Source organism: Nocardiopsis protaetiae, from assembly GCF_045446735.1.
Lineage (GTDB): Bacteria > Actinomycetota > Actinomycetes > Streptosporangiales > Streptosporangiaceae > Nocardiopsis > Nocardiopsis protaetiae.
Genome location: NZ_JBJJBV010000017.1, coordinates 1 through 17,699, shown reverse-complemented (window position 1 = coordinate 17,699; position 17,699 = coordinate 1). Strand labels below are relative to the sequence as shown.

The window sequence follows — 17,699 nt, the reverse complement described above, 5'->3', positions numbered from 1 at the left end:
GTGTTCGGTGGCGGTGTGGTCGTCAGGTCCGCGCGAACGCCGACCGGGCGGGCGCACCGTCGCCGGACGCTGTCTCGTGGAACCGTGGTGTCGCGCGGCGGAGGCCGGTCCGGAGGGGCTGAGCCCTGTCCGGCGGACGCTTTCGGTCGGGTGCGATGCCTGTGACGGTCGAACGGCCGGGCGTTGCTCCGCGTACCCGCGGTGTCGGGCGGTGGGTGCTCGCGATCGGGTGGTGCTCGCGCCGGCCGAACGGCCGGGCGGCCACCACGGCCCCGGGAAAAACGCTGGTCACCACCCGGCCCGTGTGCGAGGCTGCCCCGCATGAGCGACGCCCGTATCGACCTGCTGCACCGCCAGTTCGACCTCACCTGGGGCCTGCTGAAGTACCACCTGGACCGCCTGGTCCCCGAGGACGTCCTGTGGGAGCCCGTCCCCCTGTGCTGGACGATGCACCGGTCCGGGGACGGCTGGGTCCCCGACTGGGCAGACTCCGAGCCCGACCCGGTCCCCGTCCCCACCGTCGGCTGGGTGACCTGGCACATCGGCTGGTGGTGGGGTGTCACCCTGGACCACCTGTCCGGGCGGGTCCCCCGGGACCGGGAGGCGGTGGCCTGGCCCGGCCCCGACGGGGTGGTGGAGTGGCTGAACGCGCTGCGCGGGGAGTGGGCCGCGGTCCTGCCGACCGTGTCCCCCGACGCCCCCGCGCCCTTCCCCTGGCCGGAGGGGTCGGGGATGTCGGTGGCGGACACGGTGGCGTGGGTCAACGCCGAGCTGATGAAGAACGCCGCCGAGCTGGGTCAGCTGCGGATGCTGCGGGCGGCCTCCTCCGCGAAGCCGTAGAACCGGTCGAGGACCTCGCCCGCCCCCTGGCCCCGGTCGGGGTAGAAGTACAGGCCGGTGACCCGGACCAGCAGGCCGCCGTCCCGGAACACCACCTGGGCCTTCCAGGAGTCGTCGTCCTCGCGGGTGTACACCGCGAACGCCTCGTCCCCCGGCCCGTCCACGGGCACGAACACGTGTGTCGGGGCGGGGTCGTCCGCGCCGTCCGGCCGGGGCGCGGCCCGCTCCCGGTGGAACAGGTACAGGTACTCGCCGCGGGCGTCGACCGCGGTGGGCAGCAGCACCGTGTCGACGTCGATGTACTCGGGGCCGGGCCACTCGCAGGAGGCCTGGGGGATCTCGGTCTCGCCGAAGCGGGCCGTCTCCACCAGGTACGCCTCCTCGGTGCGTTCGGGCTCCCGGGGGTGCGGCAGGTCCGGGCAGCGGTCGGGGAGTCCGTCGCGGGTCTCGGGCTCATGCTCGAACGCTGTGAGCGGCCCGGCGACCGCGCCCAGGCCGTCGGCGATCGCGGCGGCGGCGAACACCGCGCCGTCCCCGCCGCCCCCGGCCTTCCCCTCGTCCCCGTTCTCCCCGCCGCCCGGGTCGAGTCCCAGGTCGAGCCCCGGATCGAGCCCCGGCGGAAGTTCGGGCGACTCACCGCGGTGGGCCACCCGGACCACGGTGTTCGCGCTGCGGAAGAACACGGCGGTGCCCGGCGTCTCCTCGTCCCGGTGGACGCCGCGGACCCCGTGCACGAGGTAGGCCTGCTCGCCCAGCCCGGTGAACTCGGCGACCTCCGCCTCCGGGTGGTCGCGCAGCTCCCAGGTCAGCAGGTCGGCGAGCCCGCGCACACCCGCGGCCGCGGCCCGGTCGGGGTCGCCGTCCTCGGCCTCGAACACCCGCACCTCGACGTCGAGCACACCGCCCTCCCCCGCGCCGCCCTCCCCCACACCGCCCTCCTCGTCCCGCCACACGCAGCGGCGTTCGAGGGCCGTGTTGGGCGAGGACACCGGGGCGGAGGGCCGGACGTCCCCGGCGAGCGCCCGGACCGTCCCCTCGGGGACACCGCAGTCGGGGTGGATCCCGGTGACCGGGCGACCGACCGGGTGCGGGTCGTCGATCCGGGCCCCGGCGACCGCCCCGGTCAGGGTGTCGTCCGCCGGCCCGTTCCCCGACCAGTAGGTGTACGCCGCGAGCGGGAGGAGAACGGCGCCGATGACGCCGGCCGTCCACATCCCGGCCCGGATGCGTTGCCTTCCGACGACCGGGACCCCGTCCCGGGCCACGGCCTCCTCCGCCTTCCGCACGCCGCTCACCGCCGCCACCCCGTCTCGATCCGCGTCCCCAGGTCCAGCAGCGCCGCCACCGGGAGCACCGCGACCGTGGCCAGCGCCCCCGGCAGCCGCCGGGGTTCGCGCAGCGCCCGCGGCAGGTCGCCGCGCAGCACCACGGCGGCGACCGCCGCCAGCACCGCAAGACCGGCCAGCACCGCGATCCCGATCCCCGCCCACGGCACCACCGGGTCCCCCGGCCGGACGATCACCAGGACCTGCGAGGTGTCCCCGTCGGCCACGTACACGTTGCCGTGCCGGTCCACCGCGAGTCCGCGCAGCGAGTGGTACCGCGCCCCCTCCTCGGTCTCCACCCTGGTGTCGAAGACCGTGGAGATCTCCCCGTCCCGCACCATGCGGACCCGCCCGTACCCGCTGATGAAGACGGTGCCGTCGTCGGCCACCGCGACCCCCGACACCGAGGGCAGCACCGCCTCGGTCGCGGGCCCGCCGTCGCCCAGGTCGTCGCCGCTCCAGGAGGTCTCCCCGGTGCCCGCCACGAGGGTGCGCTCCCCGGCGGCGTCGAACCGCCAGACCCGCGGATCGGTCCCCTCCGCGACGTACACGCCGTCGGGCCCCACCGCGAACGCCGCCACCTCCACGGCCGGGTCCCGGTCCTCCTCCTCGTCCGCGAACGTCCAGCCGTCCCCCTGCGGCACGGGCCCGCCCACCACCGGGGTGACCGACCCGTCCTCCTCCACCCGGTACACGGCGTCCTCCGGGGTGGACACGTACAGCGCGCCGTCCGGTCCGGCGTCGATGTCCCTGGGCTGGAGTTCCACGGTCCCCGACCCGTCGGAGAGCCCGACCGTCCCCGGTCTCAGCGCGACCTCGGCGGTCCCGTCGCGCAGGATCCGGTGGACGGCGCCGTAAAAGGCGGTGTAGGCGTACACGGAGCCGTCCGGCGCGGCCGCGACCAGCCGGGTCTGCAAGGTCACGCTCCCCCCGGCGGTGTCGGCCTCCCTCCGTGTGCGCACGGTCCCGCCGGCCACCGTCCGCAGCAGCCCCTGGTGCCCGTCCACCAGGTGGACGGTGTCGTCGGGCCCCACGTCCAGTCCCCGCGGGGACCACAGCTCGAACTCCTCCGCCCTCCCCCCGTCGGCGGGGACCGCCTCGTCGAGGACGAGGGCCTCCTCGCCGACCAGGGTGTCGATGGTCCCCTCCGGGTCCACCCGGCGCACGCCGTCCGTGTCCGGGCCGGTGAGGTACAGGGAGCCGTCGGGCCCGGCCGCGATCGCGGTCGGTTCGGCCAGCCCCGCGTCGACCGCCGGCACACCGTTCCCGGTGTCCCGGGGCTCGCCGGTCCCGGCCACCGTGGTGATGTCCCCGTCCGCGTCCACCCGGCGCACCCGGGCGTTGAAGGTGTCGAGGATGTACAGGTCGCCGCCGTGCGCGGCGATGCCGGTCGGGGTGTTGAGCTCGGCCTCGTCGGCCGGTCCGCCGTCGCCGGAGAACCCGCCCTCCCCCTCCTCCCGGTAGGAGTCGCCCGCGACGGTGATCAGGGTGCCGTCCGGCTCCACCCGCCGGACCGCCTGGTTTCCGCCCTCGATGAAGTGGACCCGCCCCCGGCCGTCGACGGCGACCCGGTAGGGGCTCCACAGGCTGGCCTCCACCGCGGGGTACCCGTCGGCCTTGTCGGCCCAGCGGTCGCCGCCGCCCGCCAGGGTGGTCAGGTCCCCGGCGGGGTCGACGGCGAACACGCGGCCCGCCCCGGCGTCGGTGATGTACAGGGTTCCGTCGGGGCCGACCGCCACCGCCGAGGGGGTGAGCGGCACCGTGCGGGCGTCGCCCTCCCGGACCTCCTCGCCGTCCTCGGCGTAGCGGCCCGCTCCGGCGACGGTGCCGATGGTCCCGTCCGGGTCCACCCGGCGCACCCGGTGGTTCCCGGTGTCGGCGATGTACAGGGAGCCGTCGGGGCCCACGGCCAGCCCGCCGGGGCTGTTCAGCGCGGCCGCGTCGGCGGGGCCGCCGTCCCCGGAGGACCCGCCCTCGGGGCCGCCGGTCCCGGCGACCACGGTGACCTCTCCGTCGGGGCCGACGCCCAACACCCGGTGGCGTGCCGGGTCGGCGACGTACACGATTCCGTCCCCGGCCGCGTCGCCCGTCCCTTCCCCGACGGCCCCGTCCCCGGCCGCACCGCCCCCGACCGCCATGTTCCGCGGGAGGTCCGCCACCTCCGCGTGCGGGAAGAAGGGCGTGACCGGGTCCTCCTCGAAGGGCTCGTGTTCGGTACCGGCCACGGTGAGCACGGTGCCGGGGTGTTCCCCGGCCCACGGGTCGGACCCGGTCACCACCGGTTCGGTGCGGGTCAGGTCCTCCTCCTCGGGGGCGATCCGCCACACCCGCCCCGGGGTGGCCGCGTACAGCTCCCCGTCCGGTCCCAGGGCGACGTCCCGGACCTCGCCCAGGTCGGCGATGAGCGTCGAGACGGTCCCGTCCGGGGCCACGGCGCGCACCCGGCCGTTGCGGCCGTCGGCGATGTACAGGGTGCCGTCGCCGCCGACCGCCACCGCCTCGGGGGTGAACTCGGCGGAGGTGGCGGGGCCGCCGTCGCCGGAGAACCCGCCCTCGCCGGGCACCCCGGCGGCCACGCCCAGGCGCCCGTCGGGGTCCACCCGGTGGACCACCGGGGACATCGAGTCGAGGGCGTACAGCGAGCCGTCGGGGCCGACCGCGATGTCGCGGACCTCGTACACCTGGGCCCGGAGCGGGTCGTCGGTCCTCCTCGGGGCCTGGTCCCCACCACCCAGAACGGTGGTGATGGTCCCGTCGGCGTCCACCCGGCGCACCCGGGAGTTCTCGGTGTCGGCGATGTACAGGGAGCCGTCGGGGCCCACCGCCAGGTCCCCGGCGTCCGTGATCCGGGCGTCGGCGGCCGGTCCCCCGTCGCCGCCGTCCCCGTCGCCGTCCCCGTCCCGGAAGTCGGCGCCCTCGCCGTCGGCGACCACCTCCGCCTCCCCGTCGGGGGCCAGCCGCCGGATGTCGTTGCGGGCGGCGACGAGGAGCGCCCCGGTGTCGTCCACGGCGACGGCGGCGGGGGTGTTGCTCGGGCTGTGGAACCACCCGGGGACGACCTCGGGGCCGTCGGTCTCGGGCGATCGGCGGCCCAGGGTGCCCGCGACCGTGTCGATGGTGCCGTCGGGGGACACCGCGCGCACCCGTTTGGCCTGGCGGTCGGCGATGTAGACGGTGCCCTCGGGGCCGACGGCGAGGTCGAGCCACTCGCCCAGCCGTGCGTCCCGGGCGGCTCCCCCGTCTCCGGAGTAGCCGCTCACGTCGCGTCCGGCGACGGCGACCGCCTCGAAACGAACGGCGGTGCCGGCGGCATCGGCGGCGCCCGCCGTGTCGTCGTCGGCCCGCGCACCCACCGCGGGCGCACCCACCGCGGGCGCGCCCACCGCGGGCACACCCGTGGCCAGCAGGACCAGGCAGGCCGCGAGGGCGGCGGCCCGCCGGGGTCGGAACGTCATCGGGGCTCCCGTCTCCGTACGCGCCCCGGCCGGGGGTGCGGGGGTTCTCCCAGGTGGATGCCCCGAGGAGGGCGATCGGTTCCGGCCGTCACCCGACGACGATCGACCACTACCCTCCGTGACGAATTCCGCGCTTCGCGCCCGAAACGCCCCGAAAGCACACCGAAAAGCCGTTTCCGCCGTAACAGTGGGAAACATTTATGGTCCGCTTTTCAACTTCCCCCGGGAAAGGAAAGCGCATCCGCCCCGAAGCGCACATGCGTACGGAGTCCGATCCATCCGGAACCTCTTTCGGTACCGGATACCAATGAGAACCCCACCCATTACCCCGATATGTGAAACACATCACAATTTGGTTTTGAGAAAACCCCAGGTGATCACACCGGACCCATCCCTGAACACGGCGGACAAAGGCCGAATGGCGGAGTCCACTGGGGCTCTTGTGCACTAAAGTCTCCTTGTCATGAGGGAAACAGCGGTACGCGACCCCGCGGACACCCTCGCCCGGCGACCCGACAACACCGAACTGGCCCGGGCACTGTCCGCCCAACTCGGTCTTGACCTGGCACCACGCGAGTTCACCCTCGCCGACGGCGTCCGGGTCGGCGTCGACTGCGCCGACGGAGACCCGCCGAGCCTGCTCGTGCAGTGCTCGCCCTTCTCCGGCCAGGTGAAGTCGTCCCAGCGCAACAAGGTCATCGCCGACGCCTTCAAACTGTCCTGGATCCGGGACACCCACTTCCCGCGCGCGCGGGTACTGCTGGTCCTGGGAGAACCCCTGGCCCGGCTGTTCGGCCGGGGCGCCTGGCTGCCCAGTGCGTTCGCCACGCACCGGATCACCGTCGCCCTACTGGACGCGGACCTCCGTGTACGCGTCCTTGATATCGGTACGTGACGGAGCCTTCATACAGAGTTAATGCCGGCTCCCTAACGTCTCACCCCGTCACACAACCCCCCGCGGGCCGTCGATCCACGATCTTCCACCCGCTCTCCAACCGCCAGCCCCCGGTTCGTCGTACCCGGGGAGCGACAGGAGGGTGCCTCCGTGGACTTCTCACCCGTGACCGCCGGATCCCCACCCGGCCCCCCACTCCTCACCGACGCGGTCTGATCCGCCGTGCGCGTCCTCGACACGCCCCGGATGGCGACCCTGTGCAAGCATGTGCGCACACAGAATGAGGAGCGGGCATGACACACCCCTCACCGCACAACTCGCGACACACCTCGTCGCACACTTCGCGATACCCCTCGCCACACGCCCCGTCGCACCCCCTGCCACATCTCTCGGACGATCTCGGTATCCGCATCCGCGGCCTCACCAAGACCTACGACGGCGGTGACCCCGACCGTCCGGCCCTGGCGTCCGTGGACCTGGACATCGGCCCCCGCCGGTTCGTCAGCCTCATCGGCCCCAGCGGCTGCGGCAAGTCCACCCTGCTGCGGGTGATCGCCGGCCTGGAGGACCACGACGCCGGGGAGGTCTCGCTCTTCGGCTCCACCCCGCACGCCCTGTGCGCCGCCAAGGGGGTGGGCCTGGTCCCGCAGACCCCGGCACTGCTGCCCTGGCAGACCGTGCGCCGCAACATCGTCCTGCCCCGCCGGGTCAACCGCCGCTCTGGGGCCGGCGGCGAGGACCCCGACGACCTGCTGCGGGCGGTGGGCCTGTCCGACGTCGCCCACCGGTACCCGCACGAGCTCTCCGGCGGCCAGCGCCAGCGGGTGGCCATCGCCCGCGCCTTCGGCCTGCGCCCCCGGCTGCTGCTCATGGACGAACCCTTCTCCGCCCTGGACGAGTTCACCCGCGAGGCGCTGCGGCTCCAACTGCTGGGCCTGTGGCAGCGCCGGGCGACGACGGTCGTCTTCGTCACCCACTCGGTGCGCGAGGCGGTCACCCTCTCCGACGAGGTCGTCGTCATGTCCGCCCGGCCCGGCCGCGTCCACGAGGTGCTGCCCATCGACCTGCCCCGGCCCCGGGACGCCGACGTCGTGACCGGTCCGCACATGCACGCCCTGGAGGACCGTGTCCGCGCCTCCCTGCAATCCGCGTGGGAACGCGGAGCCGCCCCCGACGACCTCGTTCCGCTATGAGCGGGAACACCGAGGTCACGCTATGAGCGAGAGCACCGAGATGACCGCGACCGCCCCCCTGCGCCGCTCCCCCGACCGCCCCGAACAGGCGCCCGGCCCCGGTTCCTCCCCCGCGCGCCGCCGCCGTCGCGGCGACCGGCCGCGCGGCCCCCTGCACCCGGCCACCTGGGCGCCCACCGCCGTCGTGGTGCTGCTGCTGGGCGTGGGCTGGTCGGCGGTGTCCGCCGAGCACCCCTACATCCTGCCCCGGCTCTCCGATGTGGGGCTCACCCTGGTGGACCGGCCCGAGGTGTTCCTCGCCAACGCCTGGAGCACCCTGTCCATCGCCCTGATCGGGGTGGCCTGCGGGGCGGGCATCGCGTTCGTCCTGGCCCTGGTCATGTCCGAGGTCCCGGTGGTGCGGCGCGCGCTCATGCCGCTGGCCGTGGTGCTCAACGTGACCCCGGTGGTCGCGCTGGCGCCCGGGCTGGTGGTGGCGTTCGGGTTCGGCCTGGCCCCCAAGGTCATCGTCACCGGGATCATCACGTTCTTCCCCGTGCTGATCAACGTCGCCACGGGGCTGCGCGCGGTCCCCGAGCCCGTCCTGCACGTGTTCCGAACGCTGCACGCCTCCCGCTTCGAGGTGCTGTGGCGGCTGCGCATCCCCTACGGCCTGCCCTACACCCTGGCCGCGCTGCGCGTGGTCATGCCGCTGTCCATCGTGGGCGCCGTGGTCGCCGAGTTCGTGGCCGCGGGCAGCAGCGGCGGGCTCGGCACCCTGATCCGCACCTCCGCCTCCGCGGCGCGGCTCGACTCCGTCTACGCCGCGATCGCATGCCTGGCCGCCATGGGCGTGCTCATGCTGGCGCTGGTCTCCGCCGTCGAGCGCAGGGTGCTCTTCTGGCACGAGTCGCAGCGCACCCACGCTTCCCGTCCCCGCAGATCCCATCTTGTCCAACGAACGGAAGAGCGCCCCCGATGACCACCCCCACCACCCCCCTGGCCCGGTACCTCGGTGCCGCGGCCCTGACAGCGGCCGTCCTGGCGACCGCCGCCTGCGGCGGCTCCGAGGCCGCCACCGAGCCCTCGGCCAATTCCGACCTCGCCATCAACGCCGAGAGGTGCACCACCAACCAGGACGCGGGCACCATCACCTACATCTCCGGCTACTTCTACCAGGCCTCGGTGAGCCAGCTGGAGGTGTTCGCCGCCGAGGGCCTGGGCTTCTTCGACGCCGTCTGCCTGGACGTGGAGATCGAGGGCGGCGTCGGCGACATCATGGCCAACTCGGCGCTGGTGTCGGCGGGCACCGCCCACTTCACCCCGATCGCCAACGAGGCCGAGGTCGTCCAGGCCAACGAGCAGGACCACGACGTCGTCGGCATCGCCACCTACGGGCACGTGCCGATCGCATCCCTGCTGACCGGCCCCGACGTGGAGGACCTCAAGGAGCTGGAGGGCCAGACCCTGGGCCGGCCCGGCATGCTGGCCGCCCCGCTGGAGGCGATGCTGAACTCCGCCGGGGTCGACGTGGACTCCATCGAGCAGGTCGAATCCGGGTACGACCCGAGTGTGCTGCCCCGCGACCAGGTGCAGGCGCTGACGGCGTTCCGCTCCAACGAGCCGCACCAGCTCGACGCCATGGGCGAGTCGTACAAGGAGTGGCTGCCCGAGGACTTCGGTGTCATCGGCTCCTTCGGCGTGATGGCGACCAACCCGGAGTGGGCCGCCCAGAACCGGACGGTGGTCGAGGACTTCCTGCGGGCCATCGGCAAGGCGTTCGAGTACTGCGAGGAGAACGAGCGCGAGTGCGTGGAGCAGGCCGCCTCCTTCGACCCGACCGGTGAGTTCGACGTCGACCACAACCTCAAGGTCTGGGCGGCCGAGAGCGAGCTGGTGCGCGCCTCCACCCCCGACGAGACCGCCTTCGGCTACATCGACCTGAGCATGACCGAGTCCGAGACGCAGAACCTGGTCGCCAACGGCGTGCTCGACGAGGTGCCCAACCTGGAGCCCCTCTTCGAGCCGCACTACCTGGAGGCCGTGTACGTCGCCGGGAACGTGAGCTGGCCCGCCGAGGACAAGGACGAGTAGTACCCCCCGCCCGCGGGGAACGGCCACGGGCACCGGGGCGACGGCCCCGGTGCCCCCTGTAGTTGTCAGAGCATTCACAGAGCGAGGGAACCGAGTTGTCAGAACCTGGCGGGACACCGGCCGCCGACACCGAGTACGGGATCTTCCTGCCCATCGGCAGCGGCGGGTGGATCGTCTCCGAAACGGCACCGCACCCGGAGGCGACCTACGCCTACAACCGCAGGGCGGCGGTCCTGGCGGAGCAGTACGGCCTGGACTTCATCATGTCCATGGGCAAGTGGCGCGGGTACGACGGCGCCACCGACCACTGGGGCCGGACCCTGGAGTCCATCACGATGATGGCGGGCCTGGCCGAGGCCACCGAGCGGGTCAAGGTGTGGTCGACCGTCCACACCAACCTGTTCCACCCGGCGATCGCCGCGAAGATGTTCACCACCCTCCAGGAGATCGCGGGCGGCCGCGCCGGGATGAACATCGTGGTGGGCGCCTACGCCAAGGAGTTCGCCCAGATGGGCCTGTGGGACGACACCCTGTCCCACGCCGACCGCTACCGCTGGACCGAGGAGTGGACCTCGGTGCTGGAGCGGCTGTGGTCGGAGCAGGCCGTGGACCACGACGGCGAGTACTTCCACCTGGACGACTGCCGGTCGCTGCCGCACCCGGCGACCCGGCCGACGCTGATCGCCGCGGGCCGCTCCGAGGCCGGGCTGGACTTCCAGGCCCGGCACTGCGACGGCTCGTTCCTCACCGCGCAGGACCTGCCCGGCCTGCGCACGGCCTGCCAGGACGTCAAGCTGCGCGCCGAGAAGCAGGGGCGGAGCATCCGCACCTACTCGATGCTGACGGTCGTCCTGGCCGACACCGACGAGGAGGCCGAGGCCCGCAGGCTGGAGTACGGGCGCGGCGCGGACGTGGAGGCGCTGGTCAACATGAAGGTGGCCTGGGGGCTGCCGCCGGACCGGGCGCTGTCGCTGACCGCGGAGCGGCCCGAGGACGAGGCGTTCCAGACGCCGTTCGTCACCGGCGCCCCGCACACCGTGGCGGAGCGCATCCGGGAGATCGTCGAGTTCGCCGGGCTGGACGGCCTGATGCTGATCTTCCCCGACTACCACGCGGACCTGGCGGACTTCGGGGAGCGGGTGATGCCGCTGCTGCGCCCGGCCGCCGAGGGGGAGCGGTGACCGCCGACCTCGTCGACGTCTCGGGGCACACGCGCCCGATGCCCGGCCCCCTCGGGGAGGCGGCAGTGCTCGTCGTGGACCCGCAGCGGGACTTCGCCGACCCGGAGCGGCTGCCCCGGCTGGACGCGGGCGCCCGGGGGCGGATCGACACCGCCCTGGACGGGACCCGGACGCTGGTCGACCGGGCCCGCGCGGCGGGGGTCCCCGTGGTGTGGACCCGGCTGGAGCAGGACCCGGACGAGCCGTGGGACTCCTCGCGGTGGCTGCGCGGGCTGGCGGGCCTGCCGCCGGAGCAGGCGCAGGCCCGGGAGCCGTGCCTGACGGGCACCCCGGGCCCGGAGTGGTTCGGGGTGGAGCCGCTCGGGGACGAGGAGGTGGTGGCCAAGCGCCGCTACTCGGCGTTCCACGGCACCGACCTGGTCCGCCTGCTGTACTCCTCGGGGGTCACCTGGCTGGTGGTGTGCGGGCTCACCACGGACTGCTGCGTTGACGCCACCGCCCGGGACGCCTTCCAGCACGGGTTCCGCGTGGTGGTGGCGGCCGACGCCGTCGGCACCTACGAGCAGGGCCGGCAGGAGGCGGCGCTGGCGGGGCTGGCCCGGCACGCCGCGGTGGTCGCGACGGTCGACGCCGTCACCGGGCTGTGGCGGGCCGGGGGTTGACGCTCCCGGCCGCCGGGTAGTCACCCCGTGCGCCGCGGGAGGGGCCCGCGGTGCACGGGGGAGGGGCCATGGGGGTCGAACGCGGTCTGGCGGGCCTGCGGCGGATCCTGGAGGGCATCGACTTTCCGGCGGACAGGGACCGCATCGTCGCCGCCGCCCTGGAGGCGAACGGCGACGAGGAGATCCTGACCGCGCTGCGGGCGATGCCCCCCGCGGACTTCTACGAGGCGAAGGAGGTCCTGGCGGCGGTCCCGCTGCCCGAGACCGAGCCGGGCTCGCACACCGAGTCCGCCCGCGCCCGGGAACGCCGGCGGCACTGACCGCCGCGGCACCGCGCACCGCCGTACCGAACACCGCGACACCGAAACACCACGGCCGGGACCCGCACGGGCCCCGGCCGCTCCGGTCCCCCGGATGGCGGAGGATGGGGGATGGACATCCCCGAGGCCGAGGTGGACATCACCCCCGGGCTGGTCCGGCGGCTGCTGGCCGACCAGCACCCCGATCTGGCCGGACTTCCCCTGACCGTTGTCGCCAACGGGTGGGACAACACGATGCTGCGGCTGGGCGACGCGCTGGCGGTGCGGCTGCCGCGGCGGGAGCGGGCCGCCGAGTTGGCCCGCAACGAGCAGCGGCGGCTGGGAGAGATCGCCGCCCGGCTGGACACCCCGGTGCCCGCGCCCGTGCGGGTCGGCGTCCCCGGGCGGGGCTACCCCTGGCACTGGTCGGTCGTGCCCTGGTTCGACGGGGTCACGGCCGCCGAGGTCCCCGTCGCGGAGCGGGGCGGGCTGGTCGCCCCGCTGGCGGACTTCGTCGTACGGCTGCACGTGCCCGCGCCCGCCGACGCCCCCGACAACCCCTTCCGGGGCGTGCCGCTGGCCGCCCGCGCCGAGGGGTTCCACCGGCGGCTGGAGGCGTCGGGCGTGCCCCGGCGCGGGCGGCTGGCCGGGCTGTGGGACGGCCTGGCCGCCGCGCCGGCGTGGCCGGGCCCGGCGCTGTGGCTGCACGGCGACCTGCATCCCGCCAACCTGCTGGCCGCCCCGGGGCGGGGGCTGGCCGCGGTCCTGGACTTCGGCGACCTGACCTCCGGCGACCCCGCCACCGACCTGGCCGTCGCGTGGATGCTGTTCGGGCCCGCGGAGCGGGCCGCGTTCCGCGCGCGGGTGGACGTGGCGGGCACCGTCGACCCGCACGTGTGGGACCGGGCCCGGGCCTGGGCGCTGCTCTTCGGGGTGCTGCTGGCCGGCCACTCCGACGACGCCCCGGTTCTGGCGGCGATCGGCTCGCATACGCTTGACCAGGTCGTTCTCGCGGAGAGGACCCCGGAGGTGGACCACGGCTGAACCCGGGCGGACCCTCAAGTCCCTGCTGGACGCCCTCGACGAGTCCGCGCACGGGCTCATGGCGGCCCCGCGCGGCCTGGGCACGGTGGTGCGCTCGGTCACCGTCACCGACGAGGGCGAGCCGCTGCCCGTGGGCACGCCAGCGGTCGTTCCCGGCGAGGAGGCCGACGCGCTGGCCGACCGGATCCCCGACGGCGTCGCGGCCGTCAGTCCAGGGAGCGCACGAGCCCGGCGATCTCCTCGGGGACCTCGTGCGGGGCCAGGTGCCCCGCCCCCTCCAGGACGGTGACCTCGGTGTCCAGCAGCCGCCGGGCCGGTCCGTGCAGGCGCGCGGGCGAGTAGAAGGCGTCGTCGGAGCCGGTGGCCACGACCACCGGGGTGCCCTCCCAGGGGCGCAGGCACTCCATCGGGAGCGGCCCCGGGGCCAGGCTGGTCCGGCAGTGCCGCCCCACCAGGGTCATCCACGGCGCCAGCGGGTGCACCCGTACGCCCCGGGCCCGGGAGGTGTACCCGGGCCCGCTCATGTAGTCGAGCAGGCGGGTGCTCTTGTCGTCGCGCGGCCCGATCATCCACGGCAGGGTGACCCGCATCAGGTCCGAGTTCATCGAGGCCGCCGTCAGCCCCGCCGGGCCGACCATCACGACGGCGCGGACCAGCTCGGAGGGTTTGGCGGCCAGCGCCACGGCGGCGCCCAGCGAGTGCGCGAGCACGGTCGCCGGGCGGCCGGTGAGCAGCGGCAGGACCTCGTCGAACCAGGCCCCGTAGGAGACGGCCCGGCCCGAGCGGGGGCGCAGCCCCTCGCTGAGCCCGGGCTGCCCGGGCAGGTCGACCAGGGTGACCGCGCGGTCGCGGGCCAGGATCCGGGCCAGCTCCACCGAGGTGGCGGAGTTGAAGTTGGTGCCGCTCAGGACGATGACCGGAGGGGCGTCCCCGCCCGGGGCGGTGAAGGCGCGCGTGGCGCCCAGGCCGGTGCGCAGTTCGGGCAGTGCCCTGAGCGCGGGCCATGCGGCGATCCGCTCCTCGCACCAGGTCCGGATCTCACGGGCACCGGTCTCGGAGCGGTAGATGTGCGTACCGTGGAGGTGTGTGTCGGGCATCGGACACCTGCTCGTTTCCGGATGGGAGATGAAGCCACCGCCGACCAGTCTTCCCGGCCCGCGGCGGAACAAGCCTGCCTGACACCCCGGACAGGAAACACGGAAAACGGACGTATATGCTCTGGTCTGGACTTTCGCACCATCCCCGGAGAGCACGGGGTGAGACTCGAAAGTCCTAGGTGTGCCGGGAAGACTGGTCGGCGGTCCCACAGCCGTCTCCAGAAAGCCGCCCATGAGCATCGACCCGCTGGCACATTCCGCGTCCCGGGGCCCCCTCGCCCGACTCGCCGACGCCCTGCGCAGTGACACCGTCGGAGGTTTCCTCCTCATCGGCGCCGCGCTGATCGCGATCGTCTGGATCAACTCGCCCTTCGGTGAGGTCTACGAGAACCTGCGCTCGGTCACCTTCGGCCCCGCGTCCCTGCACCTGGACCTGTCCCTGGAGACGTGGGCGGCCGACGGGCTGCTGGCGGTCTTCTTCTTCGTCGTGGGCAACGAGCTCAAGCAGGAGTTCGTCAACGGCGAGCTGCGCAACCCGCGCCGGGCGATGCTGCCGATCGTGGCGGCGCTCTGCGGCATGGCCGTGCCCGCCGCGATCTACGCGGCGGTCAACTCCTCCTCGCCGGACACCGTCCACGGCTGGGGCATCCCGATGGCCACCGACATCGCCTTCGCGGTGGCCATCCTCGCGGTCATCGGCCGCCACCTGCCGCCCGCGCTGCGCACGTTCCTGCTGACCCTGGCGATCGTCGACGACCTGGGCGCGATCGTGGTCATCGCGGTGTTCTACACCTCCGGCATCGACCTGCTCATGCTGGCCGGCGCCCTGGCCGGCCTGGCGGTCTTCGGCTACCTCCAGCGCGGCAGGGGCCTGGCCGTCGTCCTGAACGCCTCGCGGCTGCCCAACTGGGTGGTGTACGTGCCGCTGGCGGTGCTGGTCTGGGTGCTGATGCACGAGAGCGGCGTGCACGCCACCATCGCCGGTGTGGCCATGGGCCTGCTGATGCGCACCAGGGCGCTGCCCGGGGAGGCGCACGACCCCAGCCACGGGGTGGAGCAGATCCTGCGGCCCTGGTCGGCCGGGCTGGCGCTGCCGATCTTCGCGTTCTTCTCGGCCGGGGTGGTCATCGACGGGTTCGGCGCGGTGCTGCGCGACCCGGCGTCGCTCGGCATCATCCTGGGCCTGGTGGTCGGCAAGACCGTCGGGATCGCGGGCGGCTCGTGGATCACCACCAAGGTGACGCGGGCCGAGCTCAACCCGAGCCTGAAGTGGATCGACATCGTCGGCATGTCCCAGCTCGCCGGGATCGGGTTCACGGTGTCGCTGCTGATCAGCGAACTGTCCTTCGCGGACTCCCCCGAGCACCTGGCGCACGCCAAGACCGGTGTGCTGGCGGCCTCGCTCATCGCCACCGCGCTGGCGGCGGTCGTGCTGGGCTCGCGGTCGCGGCACTACAGGGGTCTGATGCGCGCCATGGCCGAGCGGGAGGGCGGCGACCGGGGCTGAAAGCCCCGCCATGCCCGGGATCCGGCGGTTCTGCACCGGGGCGCAACACATTTCCGACCGTTTCGATACCACATCCGCCGGTGCCATGTGACACACCGAATTATCGGGACAGGGCGATTCCCGTGTGCTAGGTTCTAGGAAGTTGCAGTCGTGAGCCCCGATGGATCCATCTCGTCGGGAGATCACCGCGGTGACGGGAAAATCGTCACACGCGGTTTTCTTCATTTCTTCTACGAGAGGTATCCATATGGCGACCGGTACGGTCAAGTGGTTCAACGCTGAAAAGGGCTTCGGCTTCATCGAGCAGGACGGCGGCGGCCCCGACGTCTTCGCCCACTACTCCAACATCCAGGCCACCGGCTTCCGTGAGCTCGCCGAGGGCCAGGCCGTGCAGTTCGACGCCGTCGCCGGCGCCAAGGGCCCGCAGGCCGAGAACATCACCCTGCTCTAGCCTGATCCAGGGGAGCGCCAGCTCCTCCCGCGACGGGGTCCGCCCTTCGGGATGCCGGACCCCGTCGTTCTTCTTTTTCCGGCCGGGTCTTCGGACCGGCCCCCGCGCCCCGGCACATCCGCCGGACGAGCGCCCACGAGTTTCATTCATCCGGCGTACCCCGGTTTCCCCCTGCGAGGCCACACGGGCGTGGCACAGCTGCACGAAGCACGCCCCCAGGCCTCCCGCCCGGCGAACGCCGTCGGCGAAAGGCCACCCATGAGTCATCCGTATCGCACCGGTACGAGCACCCGCAGCCGCCCCTCCCGGGGGTACGGCCGGCAGCGCCCCCGCGCCGCCGCCCGCCCCCGCACCGGCGGCGGCCCCTCCGGGGAGTTCGCTCTCCCCGTCACCGTCACCCCGGCGCTCCCGCCGGTGGACTCCTTCGAGGCCCTGGACATGCCCGCGGCCCTCAAGAGGACCCTGGCCAAGCAGGGTCTGACCACGCCGTCCGAGATCCAGGCGGCGACCCTGCCCAACTCCCTGGCCGGACGCGACGTGCTCGGCCGCAGCCGGACCGGGTCCGGCAAGACCCTGGCCTTCGGCCTGGCCCTGCTCGCCGGCCTGGACGGGCGCGCCGCCGAGCCCCGGCGGCCCCTGGCGATCGTCCTGGCCCCCACCCGGGAGCTGGCCCAGCAGGTCGCCGACTCCCTTGAGCCCTACGCGCGTTCGGTGGGGGTGCGCACCGCCACCGTCGTGGGCGGCATGCCGATCTACCGCCAGTCCCGAGCCCTGCGCCAGGGCGTCCACCTGGTCGTGGCCACCCCGGGGCGGCTGCGCGACCTGATGGAGCGCGGCGACTGCGTCCTGGACCGGGTGGAGTCCTCCGTCCTGGACGAGGCCGACCAGATGACCGACATGGGCTTCATGCCGCAGGTCACCGCCATCCTCCAGGAGGTCCCGGCGGACGGGCGGCGCATGCTGTTCTCCGCCACCCTGGACCGCAACGTCGACACCCTGGTCCGCCGTTTCCTGAACGACCCGGTGGTCCACTCGGTCGACCTGTCCGAGGGCGCCGTCTCCACCATGGAGCACCACGTCGTGCACGTGTCGCCCACGGACAAGAAGGACGTGGCGACCCGGATCGCCGCCCGCGAGGGCCGGGTGATCATGTTCCTCGACACCAAGCGCGCCGTGGACCGGATGGCCGAGCACCTGCTGGCCAACGGGGTCCTGGCCGCCCCGCTGCACGGCGGGCGCAGCCAGCCGCAGCGGACCCGCACCCTCGACCAGTTCAAGCGGGGCGACGTCACGGCGCTGATCGCGACCAACGTGGCGGCCCGCGGCATCCACGTGGACGGCCTGGACCTGGTCGTCAACATCGACCCGCCCACCGACCACAAGGACTACCTGCACCGGGGCGGACGCACCGCCCGGGCCGGGGAGTCCGGCAGCGTGGTCACGCTGGTGATGCCCTCCCAGCGCCGCGACATGACCCGGCTGATGAGCCGGGCGCGGATCGAGCCGCGCACCCTGGGCGGGGGCGTCGCCGCCCCCGAGCTGGCCGAGGTGACCGGGGCGCGCGAGCCCTCGGGCGTCCCGGTCACGGTGCGGTCCGTCGCGCCCCCGGAGCAGCGGCGCGACCGGGCTCCGCGCGGGCGCCGCCGCCCGCGCCGCTGACCCGAGGTCTCACAGCGG

14 protein-coding genes and 1 pseudogene are annotated in these 17,699 nt (G+C 73.8%); 12 read left to right on the top strand and 3 right to left on the bottom strand.

The window, feature by feature from the left end; all coding sequences use genetic code 11:
- Window positions 1-321: 321 nt before the first annotated feature.
- The gene (locus ACJOT3_RS04470) at window positions 322-840 is read left to right on the top strand and encodes a DinB family protein (RefSeq protein ID WP_406969054.1); all 519 of its coding nucleotides are present in this window, start codon (window positions 322-324) and stop codon (window positions 838-840) included.
- On the opposite strand, the gene ACJOT3_RS04465 is transcribed toward ACJOT3_RS04470, so the two are convergent.
- Entirely contained in the window at window positions 798-2,135 is a 1,338-nt protein-coding gene (locus ACJOT3_RS04465) for a hypothetical protein (RefSeq protein WP_406969052.1), read from the bottom strand. The two genes, ACJOT3_RS04470 and ACJOT3_RS04465, sit on opposite strands and share 43 nt — an antisense overlap.
- Before the next feature lie 1,853 nt (window positions 2,136-3,988).
- Window positions 3,989-5,620: pseudogene (locus ACJOT3_RS04460) on the bottom strand (NHL domain-containing protein); the annotation flags it as partial.
- Window positions 5,621-6,083: 463 nt separating this feature from the next.
- Between ACJOT3_RS04460 and ACJOT3_RS04455 the strand changes: the two are divergent.
- The 8 genes from ACJOT3_RS04455 (at window position 6,084) to ACJOT3_RS04420 (ending at window position 12,967) form a co-directional block, all read left to right on the top strand.
- Window positions 6,084-6,515: a hypothetical protein gene (locus ACJOT3_RS04455; RefSeq protein WP_406969050.1), complete on the top strand. Its 432-nt coding sequence runs from the start codon at window positions 6,084-6,086 to the stop codon at window positions 6,513-6,515.
- A 293-nt stretch (window positions 6,516-6,808) separates the two neighbouring features.
- A complete protein-coding gene (locus tag ACJOT3_RS04450) occupies window positions 6,809-7,708 on the top strand; it encodes an ABC transporter ATP-binding protein (RefSeq protein ID WP_406969048.1) in 900 nt (299 codons plus the stop codon).
- Between the two features lie 40 nt (window positions 7,709-7,748).
- Complete coding sequence (locus ACJOT3_RS04445; RefSeq protein WP_406969182.1) at window positions 7,749-8,669, top strand: ABC transporter permease; 921 nt, start codon at window positions 7,749-7,751, stop codon at window positions 8,667-8,669.
- Window positions 8,666-9,781 (top strand): ABC transporter substrate-binding protein, encoded by a 1,116-nt coding sequence (locus ACJOT3_RS04440; protein ID WP_406969046.1) that lies wholly within the window; start codon window positions 8,666-8,668, stop codon window positions 9,779-9,781. The genes ACJOT3_RS04445 and ACJOT3_RS04440 overlap by 4 nt, the downstream gene beginning before the upstream one ends.
- Before the next feature lie 95 nt (window positions 9,782-9,876).
- Complete coding sequence (locus ACJOT3_RS04435; RefSeq protein ID WP_406969044.1) at window positions 9,877-10,962, top strand: LLM class flavin-dependent oxidoreductase; 1,086 nt, start codon at window positions 9,877-9,879, stop codon at window positions 10,960-10,962.
- A complete protein-coding gene (locus tag ACJOT3_RS04430; RefSeq protein WP_406969042.1) occupies window positions 10,959-11,624 on the top strand; it encodes a cysteine hydrolase family protein in 666 nt (221 codons plus the stop codon). Before ACJOT3_RS04435 ends, ACJOT3_RS04430 begins: the two co-directional genes overlap by 4 nt.
- Window positions 11,625-11,692: 68 nt before the next feature.
- The gene (locus ACJOT3_RS04425; RefSeq protein ID WP_406969040.1) at window positions 11,693-11,944 is read left to right on the top strand and encodes a DUF2795 domain-containing protein; all 252 of its coding nucleotides are present in this window, start codon (window positions 11,693-11,695) and stop codon (window positions 11,942-11,944) included.
- 111 nt (window positions 11,945-12,055) lie between these two features.
- Complete coding sequence (locus ACJOT3_RS04420; RefSeq protein WP_406969038.1) at window positions 12,056-12,967, top strand: aminoglycoside phosphotransferase family protein; 912 nt, start codon at window positions 12,056-12,058, stop codon at window positions 12,965-12,967.
- A 206-nt stretch (window positions 12,968-13,173) separates the two neighbouring features.
- Here the strand turns inward: ACJOT3_RS04420 and ACJOT3_RS04415 are convergent, their stop codons facing one another.
- Window positions 13,174-14,064: an alpha/beta fold hydrolase gene (locus ACJOT3_RS04415; RefSeq protein WP_406969036.1), complete on the bottom strand. Its 891-nt coding sequence runs from the start codon at window positions 14,062-14,064 to the stop codon at window positions 13,174-13,176.
- Between the two features lie 232 nt (window positions 14,065-14,296).
- Here ACJOT3_RS04415 and nhaA point away from each other — a divergent pair, with 232 nt between their 5' ends.
- The 3 genes from nhaA (at window position 14,297) to ACJOT3_RS04400 (ending at window position 17,681) form a co-directional block, all read left to right on the top strand.
- Window positions 14,297-15,571, top strand: coding sequence for a Na+/H+ antiporter NhaA (gene nhaA / locus ACJOT3_RS04410; protein ID WP_406969034.1), 1,275 nt, complete (start codon window positions 14,297-14,299; stop codon window positions 15,569-15,571).
- Window positions 15,572-15,818: 247 nt separating this feature from the next.
- Window positions 15,819-16,022, top strand: a complete 204-nt coding sequence (locus tag ACJOT3_RS04405; protein WP_306370511.1) for a cold-shock protein — start codon at window positions 15,819-15,821, stop codon at window positions 16,020-16,022.
- 258 nt (window positions 16,023-16,280) lie between these two features.
- Window positions 16,281-17,681: a DEAD/DEAH box helicase gene (locus ACJOT3_RS04400; protein ID WP_406969031.1), complete on the top strand. Its 1,401-nt coding sequence runs from the start codon at window positions 16,281-16,283 to the stop codon at window positions 17,679-17,681.
- The last annotated feature ends 18 nt before the right edge of the window (window positions 17,682-17,699 follow it).

Bases quoted from the DNA above. Each gene is read 5' to 3' on its own strand.
- ACJOT3_RS04470 (WP_406969054.1), top strand. From the start codon at position 322: ATGAGCGACGCCCGTATCGACCTGCTGCACCGCCAGTTCGACCTCACC.
- ACJOT3_RS04455 (WP_406969050.1), top strand. From the start codon at position 6,084: ATGAGGGAAACAGCGGTACGCGACCCCGCGGACACCCTCGCCCGGCGA.
- ACJOT3_RS04450 (WP_406969048.1), top strand. From the start codon at position 6,809: ATGACACACCCCTCACCGCACAACTCGCGACACACCTCGTCGCACACT.
- ACJOT3_RS04445 (WP_406969182.1), top strand. From the start codon at position 7,749: ATGACCGCGACCGCCCCCCTGCGCCGCTCCCCCGACCGCCCCGAACAG.
- ACJOT3_RS04440 (WP_406969046.1), top strand. From the start codon at position 8,666: ATGACCACCCCCACCACCCCCCTGGCCCGGTACCTCGGTGCCGCGGCC.
- ACJOT3_RS04425 (WP_406969040.1), top strand. From the start codon at position 11,693: ATGGGGGTCGAACGCGGTCTGGCGGGCCTGCGGCGGATCCTGGAGGGC.
- ACJOT3_RS04420 (WP_406969038.1), top strand. From the start codon at position 12,056: ATGGACATCCCCGAGGCCGAGGTGGACATCACCCCCGGGCTGGTCCGG.
- ACJOT3_RS04415 (WP_406969036.1), bottom strand. From the start codon at position 14,064: ATGCCCGACACACACCTCCACGGTACGCACATCTACCGCTCCGAGACC.
- nhaA (WP_406969034.1), top strand. From the start codon at position 14,297: ATGAGCATCGACCCGCTGGCACATTCCGCGTCCCGGGGCCCCCTCGCC.
- ACJOT3_RS04405 (WP_306370511.1), top strand. From the start codon at position 15,819: ATGGCGACCGGTACGGTCAAGTGGTTCAACGCTGAAAAGGGCTTCGGC.
- ACJOT3_RS04400 (WP_406969031.1), top strand. From the start codon at position 16,281: ATGAGTCATCCGTATCGCACCGGTACGAGCACCCGCAGCCGCCCCTCC.